The organism is Catenovulum sp. SX2 (genome assembly GCF_052056295.1).
Lineage (GTDB): Bacteria > Pseudomonadota > Gammaproteobacteria > Enterobacterales > Alteromonadaceae > Catenovulum.
Map to the genome: position 1 here is coordinate 2115124 of NZ_CP182493.1, position 15613 is coordinate 2130736.

The window sequence follows — 15613 nt, forward strand, 5'->3', positions numbered from 1 at the left end:
ATGCGAAGTTGGCGCACAATTAAAGGTTATTCATTGGCGCAATTGGTTATTGTACTGTGTTTGATAATGTTAATGTGGACAATTTGGATTATGTATTTACAACGGACAAACGATGAATCAAACATAGTGGGCTTTAATATGGCTGCAAATCAATTTAACGAAGCCGTTCATTTAGCCCATGTTGAATGGTTACGCCAAGCAAGGCCGGACAAAGTATCTTTGTTAAGTGTTATTGAAACTGAATCATTACAACAACGACAGTTTCCTCAAACGCAGCAAAATAGCATCGATATGACAAAAAATGGTTGGCCGAAAATAACTCAATATAACAGCCAAGGATGCAAACAACTATGGACAGATTTATTAAATAAATCGACTAAACTAATAACAGAAGAGCAGCAGCAAAGTTTTCAGCGAATCAAAGGGCAAGCCACTTGCGTGTACAAATACGGCAACAAAACTTTGACCTACTTTGAAAATAGCGGAGAAGTCAGCAGCAAGCTAACAGAGGAAAACAGCAATTATGCGAATGATTAGAGCTAAACAACAAGGCTTTTCTTTGGTCGAGTTGGTTATTGTAATTATTATTTTAGGTTTATTGGCCGCCACAGCTTTACCTAGGTTATTAAGTGTTACAGATGATGCCGAAGACGCAACGGTTGAAGGGGTTGCAGGCGGTTTTGCAACCGCGGTTGGTTTAGTGCGTTCGCAATGGGAATTAGATGGACGCCCAACCAGCAATGGTGGTAGCAACGTCGCCATAGTTAGTTTAGATGGCGTTAATGTTGCCGTTGACCCAACTAAAGGTTATCCAACCGGTGGCGAAGACGACAATAACTCCAGTGCCAACTCACTTACAGCTGAAGACTGCCAACAAATATTTGTGCGTATTCTGCAAAGTTCACCAAAAATTACCACCAGCTTTGCCGGCAACAATAATCAGAGTTTCGCTGAAAACGATTATTACACCACAACCAGTAGCAGTAATGGCCAAAGCACTTGTTTATATTATTTGGTGCAAACGATTAAAAATAGTACCGGCGCACCAAATGGCACAGGGTCAGGTAATGGTTTTGAATATTTGCCACTAACCGGGCAAATAAGCGTTTTTAGTAATAACCAATAGTCAGTAAAAAGTAATTGAACGTTTTATGCGCAAAATCGCAATTCGTAAATATATATTCACGACTTTAACGTTTTTGCCATGGTAAAGAGTAAAGAATTCAACTAAATTAAAGTTATATGTTTAAGACGAGGTAAAATATGAACCGTAAGCAAGTTAAAGGTTTCACCCTAATTGAACTCATTGTTGTAATAGTTATTTTGGGTATTTTAGCAGTAACAGCTGCACCTAGATTTATCGATATTCAGGACGATGCCCACGCGTCAGTTGCTGATGGTATTTCCGCATCTCTAAGCAGTGCTGCAACCATGGCTCATGCCAAAGCTCTCATTGCGGGAGTCGATGATGGCGACGTTACTATAAATGGTTCAGCCATCACTATGGTTAACGGTTACCCAGACGAAACTGATATCGTATCGTTAATCGACCTTCCGAGTGGTTGGTCAGGCGAAACAGATGATGACGCTCAAAATGTCTTTACTAGAGTAACAAACTGTACTGTGACATACGCAGAAGCTGCAGCTGACGCTTCACCAGTAGTGACTGTTGTAACAACTGGTTGTTAATGTTTAAATGCACAAACATAAGGGCTTTACTTTAGTAGAGCTTATTATTGTTATTGTATTAATCGGCATTTTAGCTGCGGTTGCCGCGCCTAAAATGTCGTTTAGTACCAAAGACGCCAATACTTACGAATTTAGAGATAGACTACTTTCTTTATTACGCCATACCCAACTACAGGCCATGCAGCATACAGTTTCAACCTGCCACAGAGTGGTTATTCAAGCTGGCGTGTTCGGCCAAAACAATAACTGTACAGACAACTCAGTGCCAAGCAGCTTCAAAACGGATTTTTTAGGCTTAACTGCTGCAGAAAACCCAAACAACCAAGTTAGCTTTCAAGTAAACAATTCTACAATTTCCGGTGTTTTTGATATTCGCTTTAATGGCCTTGGACAACCTCAAGAAGATTGCGCAGATGGCTGTACTCTACAAATAGTTGGCGACGATACGTTAACAATCACAATTGAATCACAAGGATATATCCACAGATGAAGCGGATTGTCCAACAAGGTTTTACCCTAATTGAAATTGTCATTGGCATAGTGGTCTTGTCTATCACCTTTAGTTATTTCACCCATGTAATGACCAACAGCAATAAATTTGTTGCAGATCCTTGGTATCAAGTGCGCGCCTCTGAACTTGGCTCGGCTTTATTAAATGAAATCTTAGCTAAATCCTTTGATGAAAATTCAGATAGAGTCAGTGGTACAACTCGCTGCTCAAGTGCTGACACTGGTGCGCCAACTTGCACAACTGCCGCCAACTTTGGAGCGGATACGAACGAAGATAGCCGTGATGATTATGATGATGTAGACGACTATCACAACCTAAGTACGACAGGTGGTGACATTATTGAGTTAAGTATGCCAACCAACACAGCATTGGCAGAAAACTACGCCAGTTATCAATTATCCGTCACTGTTATTTATGATGCCGACTTTGACGGTACGGCCGACGCCAGTATAGGTGCACATAAACTGATTCAAATTAGTGTAACCGACCCAATTGGCAATCAAACAATGTTTAGCGCATATAGGAGTAACTTCTAATGCGTCAACAACAGCTTAACAAAGATGCAGGGTTCACCTTAATTGAATTGGTTATGGCGATTGTTGTATTAGGCATAGTTGGCATTACCACCAGCAAGTTTGTTGGTTGGGGCGCGACTTATTATGTTGATGTTAGTGAACGCCAATTGGTGTTAGATGATAGCCGCTTTGTGATTGAAAGGCTCACACGTGAATTACGTAGTGCTGTGCCCTATAGCTTGCGCACGCTTAACGATACAGACAACAACACAGCATGTATTGAATACATACCTATAGTCACAAGTGCAAAATACCTAGATGCGCCAATTTCTCCAACCAGCAGTAGTTCACTCACCTTAGTTAGTCCGACTTCAGGCGCTATCACTGCTGCCAGCCAAATAAGCATCTACCCAACAGCTGTGGCCGATGTGTATAACTCAGCTAGTCAGCAAACATTCACTATTGATTCAGTAGATGCGGTCGATGAAGATGACGAATCACAAGTCATTCATTTTGCAGCGAGTATTAGTATAGGCCAAGGCTCACCAGCAAGCCGTTATTATCAATGGACGACGCCTGTCAGTTATTGTTTAGAAAACAGTAAAATTTATCGCTATCAAGGTTATCCAGCAGCAGTTGACCAATTTAATCCAACTGAACTAAAAGCAGCAGACGACGTAAGCTATAGTTTAATGGCAGAAAATGTCTCCAATTCAGTTTTAACTGAAGCACCTTTCCATGTTGATTCACATGCCAGTTTGTTACGCCACGGCCAAGTGGCAATTTACCTAGAGTTTTCTCGCCTAACCGACAATAATGAAAGTATGTTCTTTCATCACTTAGTGCAGATACCGAATGCGCCTTAACCAATATCGAACTCAAAACAAACAGCAAGGCAGCAGCTTAGTTATCGCGCTGTTTGTTTTAGTATTTTTGTCGATTTTATTGGCTGGTGTTATGCGTTCGTTAAGTGTTTCTAATATTAATGTTGCTTACGAAATTGTTGGTTTACGCGCACTCAGCAGTGCTCAAAGTGGGATTCAAATTGCATTAAGCCGTTTATATCCAACCAGTTCAACAGATGTAGGCGACTGCGATGACATCGGCAATTCTGTTACTCTGCCCAATATCAATGGTTTTCGTGGCTGCAGTGTAAGTTTAAGTTGCAGTACGCGCACAGGAGTTGTTGATGGCAATGATTTATTGACCATAACCAGCACAGCAACTTGCACTGTTAGTGATCTAGAAACCACTCGTTCGGTTAGTGTCGAGGCGGTTAATTTATGAGATCTCTATTAGCAATTCGACTCTTTAGCCTACTGGCTTTAACGCATAACCAGCTATTGGCCGCCACTTGTGATGATGTATTTGCTGGCACAGTAAACTCAAATTATAACCAAGGCCAGTTAACCATGTGGGATTCAACCCGCATAGTCAATGAGCCAAATCCAACCGAATTACCGTTTAAATCTAAAGGCACACTGAATTCAAATTCCTGTGGCTCAGGGGTGAGCTGTGATGTTAGTGGCTCAAGCGCCGACTCGTTGAATTTACCGAGCTATCAAAGTTCAAGTAGTTCAACGGGGGTGGGTACTTACGGTAGCAATAACTATGAATTTTCATCGCAAAACTACGGAAATGTTACCTTCAGCAATAACTCTACCGGCAGTTTTGCCAGCGCGAATTCAAGCTATTATTTTAAGAACTTTAATTTATACGATAGCAGCATAGTATCTTTCCCTCCGGGCGATTATTACTTCGACAACTTATCGTTGTCATCAACCAGCAAAATTACTTTAGATGCTAGCCAAGGTAGCGGCAGTGTAAGATTCCATATCAAAGAAACGCTTAATTTATACGATTCAACCAGCATAAATTTAGATGGTGACTCGAACGACTTTGTTGTTTTTATTCACTCTGAGAATAAAAGCACAGGCTTTTCTATGAGTAGTACAACCAAAGTTTATGCTTTTGTATATGTTAGTGGTTCCAAACAAGGTAACTCTGTTTATGGCTCAACTACTTTATACGACTCAACTTATATAAAAGGTAGATTGTCGACAGCTAATTTATCTATGAGCGCTAATGCTCAAGTTGAATATTCAGGAGATGCCAACCAAGCAACGCTTGGCGACACTTGCACACAAAGCGCCAGTTTTACCTGCCCAGCATTAAGCGGCAATAGCAGTGAAGTAACCATTAACGAATTTCATATTGAAAATGGTAATAACTGGATTGAGTTATATATAGATGCAAATGCCGCAAGCACGATTAACTTAAAAGACTGGCAAATTCAGGCTAATGGGGCAGGCACACCTAATCAATTTACCTTTAGTCTATTTACAACCAATGCCAGCTATCAGCCTGGTGAGTATATTATTTTCGCTGAAGATACCAGCAATTCAGACTTTTCGCATTTATCCAGCAATTATTTAATCAGTAAATCTGAAGTCGATTGGCATAACAACTTTCAAGAAATTATGCTGTTGGATGGCAATGGCGAATTTGTCCATTATCTGCGTTACCCATCAGGTGGACACAATGGCAATGAATGGACAGATTGTGAAACAACCTACCCAAGCGCAAGTACCATAATTGAAGCACCTGGCAATAATTCCACAGCCTGTGCCACAACGGATGGCGACAAAACCAGTGACCAGTGGGATACAGGCTGTAATAGCCAAACCCCAGGGCAATCAAACGCTGGCACGTCGGTCAATCACTACGAAATAACCCACGATACCAGTGCTTTAACTTGCAGCACAGCCTCAGTAGTGGTTAAAGCCTGCGCCAACGCCAATTGTGATTTATACACACAAGTCACCAGTGCAACTTTAACTAAAACCATAGGCGCAACAACCACAACAGTCGACGCCAATAGTTTTACTGGCAGTAAAAGCATCAGCATCAGCCAAAGCAGCGCCGCAACCTTAACCTTAGGTTTAAGCAATTTATCCCCTTCAGCGCCTGTAACTTGCAACGGCAGCGGTAATTGCCAACTGGTATTTAGCGACTCGGGTTTTGTAGTCAGTGATGCCAATATTGAATCATGCAGCTCTGGCAGTATTACAATTCAAGCGTTGAAGACAGATCAAAGCCAAAACTGTGCCCCAGCTTGGACTGGCTCCCGCACTGTGCAAATGTTATTTAGCCATAGCAATAAACAAGGCAGTGTAAATATGCAAGTAGGCGATACTAGCTATACTGTTGGTTCTACCCATAATATATCCGCTAGTTTTAATGCTTCTGCACAAGCGACACTAAACTTAAGCTATGCAGATGCTGGCGCTGTAACAGTGCAAGTGTCCGATCCCAACTCAGTGCTAAATAGTGATACAGCCGATATCAATTTTTATCCGAACAAGTTGGTAGTGAGTTCAAGCTCAACCACCAATAACATGGCAGTAAACAGCGACTTTAATCTAAACATATCGGCTCAATGTAGTGATAATACAGTCACGCCAAGTTACCAACCTAGCCAATTACAGCTAGATTTAACCCGAGTGACCCCTGCCCCTAACCTTGGCGGCGAAGAAGCAAATTTAACTTATAGTGCATCAGGCCAAGTCACCTCACAAGCAGGCTTCAGCAACTCAGTCGGCACTAGCTTTAGCAGTGGCTCGTATGCCTACAGCCAAAGCAAAATTGACGAATACGGGGTTTATCAGTTGCAAGTGCAAGATGTGAATTATTTATCACTTGGCAATATCACTTCCAATGCTTTATCACTCGGTACTTTTATCCCAGCACAACTGAATATTTATGCCGCTGATGAAACTTATCCAGCAGGCTTTACTGACAACCGAGCACAAGGTCAGTATCAAAACGTCAATTTAACCAATACCTATCTTGGCCAAACATTCTCATACTCAACTCAGCCAGCAGTGGCGATTATTGGTGTTGATGCTTTAGGCAACGCACTCAAAAACTATACAGCCGCTTTAGGCACAGCCAATTTAAGTGCAGATCCAGATAAAATCACAGTAAGTGCAACAGATAACAGTATTAACTTAACCAGCAGCCTGAATGCCGGCAGTTTAGCGGACAACAGCGATGGTAGTTTTACTTATCTATTTTCAGCCAACGACAACTTCCAACATCAAAAAACCGCTGCAAATCAAACAACAGCTCCATTTAACACCAATATCAGTTTAGCATTTGCAGATGGGGCATTTTTTGATAGCGACAATGGTTTAATTGCCAGCGTCGCCGACAGCTTTGTGCCAACGTCGGCAAATATCGTCAGCGCTCGATTAGTGTTGAGCAACAATTATGGCCCAGAAACAGATGATCTTACCCTGCCAATCAGCATAAAAATATATGATGGTGGCAACTGGAATAATTCGTCAGCTGACAATAGTACAAGTTTGCCTTCATCAATTTTTACTATTGGCTCACAAACGCATGCCAGTGGCGAAAATTGGTTTAACCAATATAACTTGACCAATGGCAGTACCAGTAATTTGTTATCCCCGGCAACTACGACTAATATAATTAATGCGCAGAGTGGATTACTTAACTTTTTATTTGCTGCTCCAGGTGAAGGCAACCAAGGCACATTAACAGTCGAAGCTGTTTTAAGCAGTTATCCGTTTTTGCAGTACGATTGGAACCAAGATGCAAGTTTAGATACGACTATATCCACTGAGTTAGTTTGGGGTATTTATCGCGGTAACGACCGCATTATTAATTGGCGTGAAATTTATTAAATCCCCCCACAAGGAGTGAACATGCCAAACATTGCGAATAACATAACGACTGCCAATAGAGATGTAGAGTTTTTACAACGGACAATTTCATTAATATTAGCGCTGACCAAACAAACTGATTCACTCTCCTTGGTTGATAGCCTGTTTTTACGCCTATTCAAAGCTAAGTTGGTCAGTTATGCCTGCATGTACGAAGTTCACCACAAACAAGGCAAAGAGATAACCCAAGCGGGTGATGCCAAACAATTGTATTTTAAACAAGTGCTCGAAAAACCTTGGCAAGCGAAAGATACATTAGAACCACCACAAATTGTGATCGACAGTTTTTTAGCGCAAAAACCTATGACACAAGCAATTGAAGGCAAACGCTCTAAATATCTGGTTTTTCCAATTTTACCCGAATCAGGCAATGTCGCGTTGGCCCTTGAATTACAAGCCATTGATGTACGCGCGGTACAGAATTTTTTAGCCGGCAACGTACTGACAGTCTTTACCAATTTGCTGAAAATTTTTGAAAAAATGGAGCGAGATCCATTAACAGGCTTGTTTAATAAACAATGTTTAGAAGTGTCGTTAATTCGTTATGCAAAACTGGCTCTAGTGAGTGCCCACGATGCCAATAGAGCAGACAAAAAAGAATGGTTAACCTTTTTCAAATTGGAAAATTTAAATCCTGCTGAATCAGACGAGCTGCAAACCATTTTCGGCCAAGTGATGCTCAATACCTTTAGAAACTCAGATTTGATATTCCGCTACGGCGAGTTTGAATTTATCGCCCTACTGGTTTGTAATGAAGAAGCTGGCGTTAATTCAGCGGTAACTCGACTCGCCGATATAATGAAAACTCACAGCAACGAGCACATTCAACAATTGAAACTGACCACAGGCTGCGCGCTATTTGCAGATGACACAGCCGTTAATGAGATAGTCAAAAAAGCCAAAGCAAACTTAGCTTAACCACCAGCTAATTTTACTTTATAACCAAGTTTTTCAAGTTCAGCTTTAATCACGTCACGTTTATCGCCTTGAATTTCGATAATACCGTCTTTAACAGAACCACCTGTGCCACACTTTTTCTTGAGGTTTTGCGCTAATTTTTTCAATTCATCGCCAACTAAAGGTAAACCCGCAACAGTAATCACACCTTTGCCTTTGCGCCCAGAGGTTTCACGGCGAATACGCACAGCACCATCAGCAAAAGTTTGCGCTTGTTCTTGAGGTTTGTCTTCGGTAATTCGACCTTTATCTGTGCTGTAAACTAATGCCATGCGTTACTCCCAACTGATGTAATTTGTATTAATTGATTGGTGCGATAGAATGCGCGGTTACAATAGCCCAGCACCAAAGCTAATTTTAACCACTTGCAGAATAAGATACAAAACTATATGGCTTCATTGCAGCAACAAACCGAATTCGGCGACTTAGTAATTAGTTGGTTTCACCAACATGGTCGTAAACACTTGCCTTGGCAACAAAACAAAAGTTTATACAAAACTTGGTTGTCAGAAGTCATGCTGCAACAAACGCAAGTAACCACAGTTATCCCCTACTTCGAGCGTTTTATCACTAGCTTTCCAACAGTAGAAGCCTTAGCAGCCGCCGAGCAAGATCAAGTTTTGCAACACTGGACCGGCCTAGGTTATTACGCCCGTGCGCGTAACCTACATAAAGCGGCACAACAAATTGTCGAGCTGCATGGTGAGTTTCCAACCGACTTTGAGCAAGTATTAGCTTTGCCCGGCATAGGCCGTTCAACCGCAGGCGCTATCTTATCGTTAACGCTAGAACAGCCTTATCCAATTTTAGATGGCAATGTTAAACGAGTGCTCTGTCGTTATTTTAAAATTGAACAATGGTCGGGTGAAAAGAAAGTACAAGACCACCTTTGGCAGTTAGCCGAGCAAGTAACTCCAGCTATTGGCGTCAATCACTTTAACCAAGCTATGATGGATTTAGGCTCAGCGATTTGTAGCCGCAGTAAACCTAAATGCGATGATTGTCCGCTGCAACAAAGTTGCCAAGCTTATCAAGATAACTGCGTTAGCCAGCTGCCTGTCCCTAGACCGAAAAAAGACAAACCTGTTAAACACACTTTTATGTATTTGCTCAAACATGGTGATCAGGTATTGTTAAATAAACGTCCACCAACTGGTATTTGGGGTGGCTTGTACACTCTGCCTGAATCTGAACGCCAATTAACCTTAGGTGAAGTTGAGCATTTATTTGCACTAGTTGGACGAAAACAAACTCAACTTGAACCATTCCGACACACTTTCACCCATTATCATTTAGATATTCAGCCAATTTTAGTTGAGGTTGAGCAGGTTAACTCAGGTATTAAAGAGTCGGATGATGTTTGGTTTGATTTAAATAGTGAAGCTGAGTTTGGTATGGCGACTCCTACTAAAAATTTGTTAGCTGAAGTGATAGCAGGCAAATTCTAGCTGTGCAAATTGGATAATTGATGTTGGTTAATAAACAGGCTAATATTACGCCAACAAATGTAAACGTTATCAACAATTGTGCGAAATAAGTCGTCTTATATTTCGAGGTGCAAATACGATGCGAGTTAAGTGCAATATAATCGAGTTGGTTTTGAATGCGCTGTAGATTTGTGCAATTGAGTCCACTCGATGTTTAATTTTTAAAAGGCGCGGTAAACCCACCCTTAGGCGCTCCGCCCTGTCATCCATGACAGGGAGGCTTTTAAAAATTAACACTCGAGTAGACTCCAACTAGCATTTTTATTGCGATTGTCATCATTCTAAAGCGATAAAAATGCCGAGAAGGTGAATGGATGTGTTGCGAACAAAACTTCACAAGGAAGGGAAGCCTTGTGTGAGCGACACAAGGATGTGCTCGAAGCGTTTTTGTGAGTAATACTCCATTTAGCTTCGACTTATGCAGCACCGAACAAGCAGTACCTTTATTCAAGTGCAATGTAATCGGGTTAATGCTCTTTGGTTTAAAGTGCTGATGGATTTGTGCCACAGAGCCCACTCGATGTTTAATTTTTAAAAGACGCGGTAAACCCATCCTTGGGCGCTCCGCCCTGTCATCCATGACAGGGAGGCTTTTAAAAATTAACACTCGAGTAGACTCCAACTAGCATTTTTATTGCGATTTTCATCATTCTACCGCAATAAAAATGCCGAGAAGATGAATGGATGTGTTGCGAACAAAACTTCACAAGGAAGGGAAGCCTTGTGTGAGCGACACAGGATGTGCTTGAAGCGTTTTTGTGAGTAATACTCCATTTAGCTTCGACTTATGCAGCACCGAATAAGCAGTACCTTTAACCAAGTGCTAAATAGTCGGCCTAGGCTAAGGTTTCTAACACATTGGATTTAAAAACAATAATAACGAGGAATACAAATGTTTGACTTACAACTCACAACAGCAGCCATAACAGCAATAATCGCCTTGCTGATCATGGTGATAAAACTGCGCGTACCTGCATTTATCGCCCTGCTACTCAGCTGTTTATTGCTCGGCCTAACCACAGGTATGCAAACACAAGACATCATCAACTCAATTAAAAACGGCATGGGTGGCACACTTGGTTTTGTCGCTGTAGTCGTAGGGTTAGGTGCAATACTTGGGCAAATTCTCGAAGCCAGCGGCGGTATAGAACAAATAGCCAAAGTACTAATGAACAAATTTGGCGAAAAAAATATACAATGGAGTTTAGGTTTCACCGGCTTTTTGGTCGCAATCCCTGTCTTTTTTGATGTTGCATTTATCATACTCGCACCACTGCTCTACGGTCTTGCCAATAAAAGTGGGCGCTCACTTTTATATTACGCAGTACCACTACTAGCCGGCTTAGCAGTAACACATGCGTTTATTCCGCCAACACCTGGGCCAATTGCAGTAGCTGAAATTATTGGTGCCAATTTAGGTTGGGTGATTATCTTTGGAGCAGCCGCAGGCATACCATCTATGATAATTGCAGGGCCATTATTTGCGCGCTATATAGCAAAACGAATTCACGTAACAGTTCCTCCAGCGCACCAAACAGATAGTGAGCAACCAATACAAACACTGAGTTTTAATCTAGTTATTAGCCTAGTGTTACTGCCGCTAGTGTTAATCATGTTAGGTACACTCGCGCCTTTCTTATTTGCCAAAGACACCAGTCTATACAATACAGCGCAGTTTATCGGTCATCCATTTGTAGCACTTAGTTTAACTACAGTTCTGGCGATGTGGGCATCCGCCAAATATTGCGAATTCAACAAAAGCCAATTGCTTAACCTAGCCAACAAGGCACTTGAACCTGCGGGCATCATTATTTTAATCACTGGCGCAGGTGGCGCATTTAAACAGATATTAATCGACTCAGGTGTAGGGCAAATGTTAGGCAATAGCATGGCAGATAGCGCAATGCCGCTGGTATTGCTGGCGTTTGTAATTGCAGCTATTACGCGGGTTGCCCAAGGTTCATCCACAGTTGCTATGATCACAGCAGCAGGTTTAATGGCACCTATTTTACAACTACAAACATTAACACCTGCTTATTTAGGTTTATTGGTGATCGCCATTTCATCTGGCGCAACCATAATGTCACACGTAAACGATTCAGGTTTCTGGCTAGTCAGCCGTTATTTAGGCATCAACGAAACCGACACCTTAAAGTCGTGGACAGTATTAACCTGTTTAATCGCAATGGTCGGTTTAACTAGCTGTCTGCTCATCAGCATCTTTCTATAAAGCAACAATATTGCAATAAAAGGTAAATATTTACCTTTTTATTGCAATACCTCAAATAACAAGCTCAATTCCCTCTTACCATCTCTGCTACTTAGCGCACTAACTTAAATGAAACTGACTAAACCCCATTTAAAATCAGTAAAAGTTAAAATTAAAACCGATTAATTTAAGAATAGGTTAAATTATTTTACATTTATTTAATGTAATTATTTACCTTTAAGGGAAAATATTTTACCATCCAAAATGTTGATGTATAAAAATACGTCAATGCCCTTGTTACAAATATAGCCGTCTTAACGGCAACCCTATCAAATACAACAAAGGTCAACACCACGATGAAACATAATAATAGTAAGATTTGCACAGCAATCCTTGCAGCATTAGCTACGGGTGCTTTTACACCGTCATATGCTAATGAAGAACCAACGGAAGTTATCCAAGTAAAAGGGATAAAAAGTTCATTAAAAGAAGCAGCATTCAGAAAACAAAACGCAACTGTTGTACAAGAAAGCATAGTTGCAGAAGATATTGGTAAATTCCCAGACCAAAACGTTGCTGAGTCACTACAACGTATTACCGGTGTGTCGATTTCACGGGTAAATGGCGAAGGTTCACAAGTATCAGTGCGCAGTTTTGGCCCGGAATTTAATATGGTCAAACTCAACAATCGTACCTTAGCAACCACAAGTGGTGGCCGTAGTTTCGATTTCCAATTATTGCCATCAGAACTGATCGCAGGTGCGGATGTTAAAAAGTCAGCTTCAGCAGATATGGCAGCAGGCAGCATAGGTGCCTACATCAATGTTCGTACAGCTCGCCCACTCGACAGCACAGGTTTGCATGTAACAGGTGCGGTAAAAGCCAACCAACAAAGTTTGGCGGGTGATACCAATCAAGAAATGTTTGGTTTAGTCAGCAACAGTTTTGCGGATGACACATTTGGCGTACTCGTTGGTGTTTCTTACAAAGAAACCAGCTCACGCATTGATAAATACCGCAGCTCACATTGGAATCAATTTGCCAATGGTTGGGGTGCATATAATCCAAGTGTGATTGCCAACGACGAGGGTGGTTACGACTCAGCGCCAGGTTATGGTATTCCAGGGTATTTTGACTCATCAGATTTAGACCATGTTTATGACTCAAAGGGCAATTTAATCGTCGCGCGCGATGGCAATGGCGACCCAGTTACCGACAACCAAGGAAACTATTTAGACAGTAGCGGTAATCTAGTTGCAGCTCGTGGTCCAGGGCGTAGCATTTTCAGCATGACAGACGAAGAACGCAAACGTATTGGTTTTAATGCAGTTTTGCAATTTGCACCGTCAGACGAATTTGAAGCAACAGTGGATTTACTCCACACTAAATTAGAACGCAAACATTTAGGTTCAGGTTTACAAGTGCCAAACCAAACCGCCAATGCTTATACCAGTGTAATGATCAGTGACACTGGCACTTTGTTAGCCGGCACAATTCGCGACACAGACGTAGAGATGAATGTCGATTACGGCAATCAAGAATCAACCACATCAGCCATAGGTTTTAACGCAGTTTATCGCCAAGACGCATTAACCTTAGAATTTGATGCATCTTATTCAAAAGCTAAAACAGATTATGAAGGTGATGACACAACTGCGCTGCACTACACTCGCTACACCTCAGCTACCAATGAACATGGCTGGAACGGTGAAACCAATACAAGTTTAGTTACAGATGATAACGGTGATCCTGTATACAGTTTAATCGCTATGGATTATTCAACTGATGTACCTTCAATGTTAGTTACCGGTATGGATTTAACTGACATTTCACAAGTACGTGCGGCATGGCAAAGATACGCTGGTTACGAAAGTGAAGATGAAGTTAAACAAGTACAATTTGATGCCTTATATGAAATAGATACAGGCATAGTCACATCAGTTAAAGCAGGTGTTGCATACGAAGACCGCAGCATTTCTTCTGTTAACTTAGGTACTGAATTTAATGCAGTAACAGGCGCAGAAGATTGGGATGGCGCAGGCATGTGGATTGGTGACGGTGCAACCTGGGGCCCAAGCGCCGCAACCGGTATTTTGCCAGCGGGTGTGCTTGAGCTCAGTGCTAGCGACTATATGGATGGCATTTCAGGTGTATTCCCGCGCCAGTGGGTACAAGTAACAGATCACGATACATATCGAGCGGCCACTCAAAAAATGTTAGAAGACATGATTGAAGCAGATCCTGACGGACAAGGCTGGCGCTCTGGCAAAGTGGATGCAGGCTGGGACACTTTACATCCAAGTGCAACAGGTTACGTAAACGACGAATCTACTGTATCTGCTTATTTACAAACGAATTTAGAAGGTGAGTTAGCCGGTTTTGTCTGGAATGGTAATTTAGGCGCCCGTTACCTGTCGGTCGACAACACTGCCAGTGGTAAAGCTTCGAAAATAGAAGAGTTACAACTAGCCTCAGGCACGGTTGAAAATGGCAAATATGTTTCTGTCGACAATACCGCGAGTACTTCAGCGCAAGCAGAAGTGGTGAAAACCAGTGAAGAACACTTTTTACCAAGCGCAAACTTTAGCATTAACTTCGACAATGGTATTTATTTGCGCACAGCAGCGGCTAAAACCATTACTCGCCCGTCATTGTCTGATGCAAGCGTGTATTACACAGAAGCACCAGGGTTAGACGCACCTATAGTTGCTATATCTGGTGGTAACCCATATCTAAAATCGTACAAAGTGAATCAATTTGATTTGTCGTTAGAATATTACGCAGACAACGGCGATGCATACTCTGTTGGCTACTTCTACAAAGACATCTCAAACTTTATTTCAACCGTTACTAAACTTGGCACTTGGGATGGCCCAGTATCAAGCGAATTAATGGATGCATACGCTGATTTAAACGTTAATCGTATTGGTTATACCTCTAACCGCAAAGAAAACCGTCCAGGCGGTTCGGTGCAAGGTTTAGAAATTGGTTTATTACACCACTTTGATTATTTACCGGGTTTATTAAGTGGTTTAGGTGTGCAAGCTAACTACACCTATGCAGATAGCGAAGACAAAGACGCATTACCACTAAACACACCAGGTGTAGTTGAACCCGGCAGTGGTTTAGAAGGTTTTGCGAAAAATTCGTATAACGTTATCGCATTTTATGATCAAGATGGTTTCCAAGCTCGTGTAGCTTATAACTATCGTGACGCCTTTTTAAGCAGCCGTTCGGGTGATGGTATTTCGCCAGAATACAACGACGATTATGGTCAAGTTGATGTAAGTGTTTCATACGATATTACCGACAACATTACCATTGCAATGGAAGCGGTCAATCTAACCAATGAAACGCGCCTACAATACTATGGTCAGCGCGATCGCGTTAGCCTAGTTGAAATGTCAGGCAGCCGTTATCAACTTGGTGTAAGAGCAAGCTTCTAAATATACAACTGATTAAAGGGGCAATATGCCCCTTTATTTTTTGATGTTGAG

The 15613-nt window shown here is 41.7% G+C and carries 13 protein-coding genes; 12 read left to right on the forward strand and 1 reads right to left on the reverse strand.

The genetic code is table 11. From position 1 onward, the window contains the following. From ACMZOO_RS08835 to ACMZOO_RS08875, 9 genes are all read left to right on the forward strand, one after another. Positions 1–537, forward strand: coding sequence for a hypothetical protein (locus tag ACMZOO_RS08835; RefSeq protein ID WP_440903010.1), 537 nt, complete (start codon positions 1–3; stop codon positions 535–537). Next, the gene (locus ACMZOO_RS08840) at positions 530–1126 is read left to right on the forward strand and encodes a type II secretion system protein (protein WP_440906295.1); all 597 of its coding nucleotides are present in this window, start codon (positions 530–532) and stop codon (positions 1124–1126) included. Before ACMZOO_RS08835 ends, ACMZOO_RS08840 begins: the two co-directional genes overlap by 8 nt. A 137-nt stretch (positions 1127–1263) precedes the next feature. After that, a complete protein-coding gene (locus ACMZOO_RS08845) occupies positions 1264–1689 on the forward strand; it encodes a type II secretion system protein (protein WP_440903011.1) in 426 nt (141 codons plus the stop codon). 7 nt (positions 1690–1696) lie between these two features. Further along, positions 1697–2179 carry a prepilin-type N-terminal cleavage/methylation domain-containing protein gene (locus tag ACMZOO_RS08850; RefSeq protein ID WP_440903012.1) on the forward strand — a complete coding sequence of 161 codons (483 nt, stop codon included), beginning with the start codon at positions 1697–1699 and terminating at the stop codon, positions 2177–2179. Then, positions 2176–2736, forward strand: a complete 561-nt coding sequence (locus ACMZOO_RS08855; protein ID WP_440903013.1) for a type IV pilus modification PilV family protein — start codon at positions 2176–2178, stop codon at positions 2734–2736. Before ACMZOO_RS08850 ends, ACMZOO_RS08855 begins: the two co-directional genes overlap by 4 nt. Further along, entirely contained in the window at positions 2736–3581 is an 846-nt protein-coding gene (locus ACMZOO_RS08860; RefSeq protein ID WP_440903014.1) for a PulJ/GspJ family protein, read from the forward strand. Before ACMZOO_RS08855 ends, ACMZOO_RS08860 begins: the two co-directional genes overlap by 1 nt. After that, positions 3571–4002, forward strand: a complete 432-nt coding sequence (locus tag ACMZOO_RS08865) for a hypothetical protein (protein ID WP_440903015.1) — start codon at positions 3571–3573, stop codon at positions 4000–4002. Before ACMZOO_RS08860 ends, ACMZOO_RS08865 begins: the two co-directional genes overlap by 11 nt. Further along, positions 3999–7424, forward strand: coding sequence for a DUF6701 domain-containing protein (locus ACMZOO_RS08870; protein WP_440903016.1), 3426 nt, complete (start codon positions 3999–4001; stop codon positions 7422–7424). The genes ACMZOO_RS08865 and ACMZOO_RS08870 overlap by 4 nt, the downstream gene beginning before the upstream one ends. 21 nt (positions 7425–7445) lie before the next feature. Further along, positions 7446–8381: a diguanylate cyclase domain-containing protein gene (locus tag ACMZOO_RS08875; protein ID WP_440903017.1), complete on the forward strand. Its 936-nt coding sequence runs from the start codon at positions 7446–7448 to the stop codon at positions 8379–8381. Here ACMZOO_RS08875 and yciH read toward each other — a convergent pair. Continuing rightward, positions 8378–8692, reverse strand: coding sequence for a stress response translation initiation inhibitor YciH (yciH, locus tag ACMZOO_RS08880; protein ID WP_440903018.1), 315 nt, complete (start codon positions 8690–8692; stop codon positions 8378–8380). The two genes, ACMZOO_RS08875 and yciH, sit on opposite strands and share 4 nt — an antisense overlap. A gap of 117 nt (positions 8693–8809) precedes the next feature. Between yciH and mutY the strand changes: the two genes are divergently transcribed. The 3 genes from mutY (at position 8810) to ACMZOO_RS08895 (ending at position 15562) form a co-directional block, all read left to right on the forward strand. Continuing rightward, positions 8810–9868 carry an A/G-specific adenine glycosylase gene (gene mutY, locus ACMZOO_RS08885; RefSeq protein ID WP_440903019.1) on the forward strand — a complete coding sequence of 353 codons (1059 nt, stop codon included), beginning with the start codon at positions 8810–8812 and terminating at the stop codon, positions 9866–9868. A gap of 931 nt (positions 9869–10799) precedes the next feature. Next, positions 10800–12137 carry a GntP family permease gene (locus ACMZOO_RS08890; RefSeq protein ID WP_440903020.1) on the forward strand — a complete coding sequence of 446 codons (1338 nt, stop codon included), beginning with the start codon at positions 10800–10802 and terminating at the stop codon, positions 12135–12137. A gap of 335 nt (positions 12138–12472) precedes the next feature. Beyond that, on the forward strand, positions 12473–15562 hold the full coding sequence (locus ACMZOO_RS08895) for a TonB-dependent receptor (RefSeq protein WP_440903021.1): 3090 nt from the start codon (positions 12473–12475) through the stop codon (positions 15560–15562). Positions 15563–15613 lie beyond the last annotated feature (51 nt).

Coding starts and splice junctions, on each gene's coding strand:
- ACMZOO_RS08835 (WP_440903010.1), top strand. CDS start 1: ATGCGAAGTTGGCGCACAATTAAAGGTTATTCATTGGCGCAATTGGTT.
- ACMZOO_RS08840 (WP_440906295.1), top strand. CDS start 530: ATGATTAGAGCTAAACAACAAGGCTTTTCTTTGGTCGAGTTGGTTATT.
- ACMZOO_RS08845 (WP_440903011.1), top strand. CDS start 1,264: ATGAACCGTAAGCAAGTTAAAGGTTTCACCCTAATTGAACTCATTGTT.
- ACMZOO_RS08850 (WP_440903012.1), top strand. CDS start 1,697: ATGCACAAACATAAGGGCTTTACTTTAGTAGAGCTTATTATTGTTATT.
- ACMZOO_RS08855 (WP_440903013.1), top strand. CDS start 2,176: ATGAAGCGGATTGTCCAACAAGGTTTTACCCTAATTGAAATTGTCATT.
- ACMZOO_RS08860 (WP_440903014.1), top strand. CDS start 2,736: ATGCGTCAACAACAGCTTAACAAAGATGCAGGGTTCACCTTAATTGAA.
- ACMZOO_RS08865 (WP_440903015.1), top strand. CDS start 3,571: ATGCGCCTTAACCAATATCGAACTCAAAACAAACAGCAAGGCAGCAGC.
- ACMZOO_RS08870 (WP_440903016.1), top strand. CDS start 3,999: ATGAGATCTCTATTAGCAATTCGACTCTTTAGCCTACTGGCTTTAACG.
- ACMZOO_RS08875 (WP_440903017.1), top strand. CDS start 7,446: ATGCCAAACATTGCGAATAACATAACGACTGCCAATAGAGATGTAGAG.
- yciH (WP_440903018.1), bottom strand. CDS start 8,692: ATGGCATTAGTTTACAGCACAGATAAAGGTCGAATTACCGAAGACAAA.
- mutY (WP_440903019.1), top strand. CDS start 8,810: ATGGCTTCATTGCAGCAACAAACCGAATTCGGCGACTTAGTAATTAGT.
- ACMZOO_RS08890 (WP_440903020.1), top strand. CDS start 10,800: ATGTTTGACTTACAACTCACAACAGCAGCCATAACAGCAATAATCGCC.
- ACMZOO_RS08895 (WP_440903021.1), top strand. CDS start 12,473: ATGAAACATAATAATAGTAAGATTTGCACAGCAATCCTTGCAGCATTA.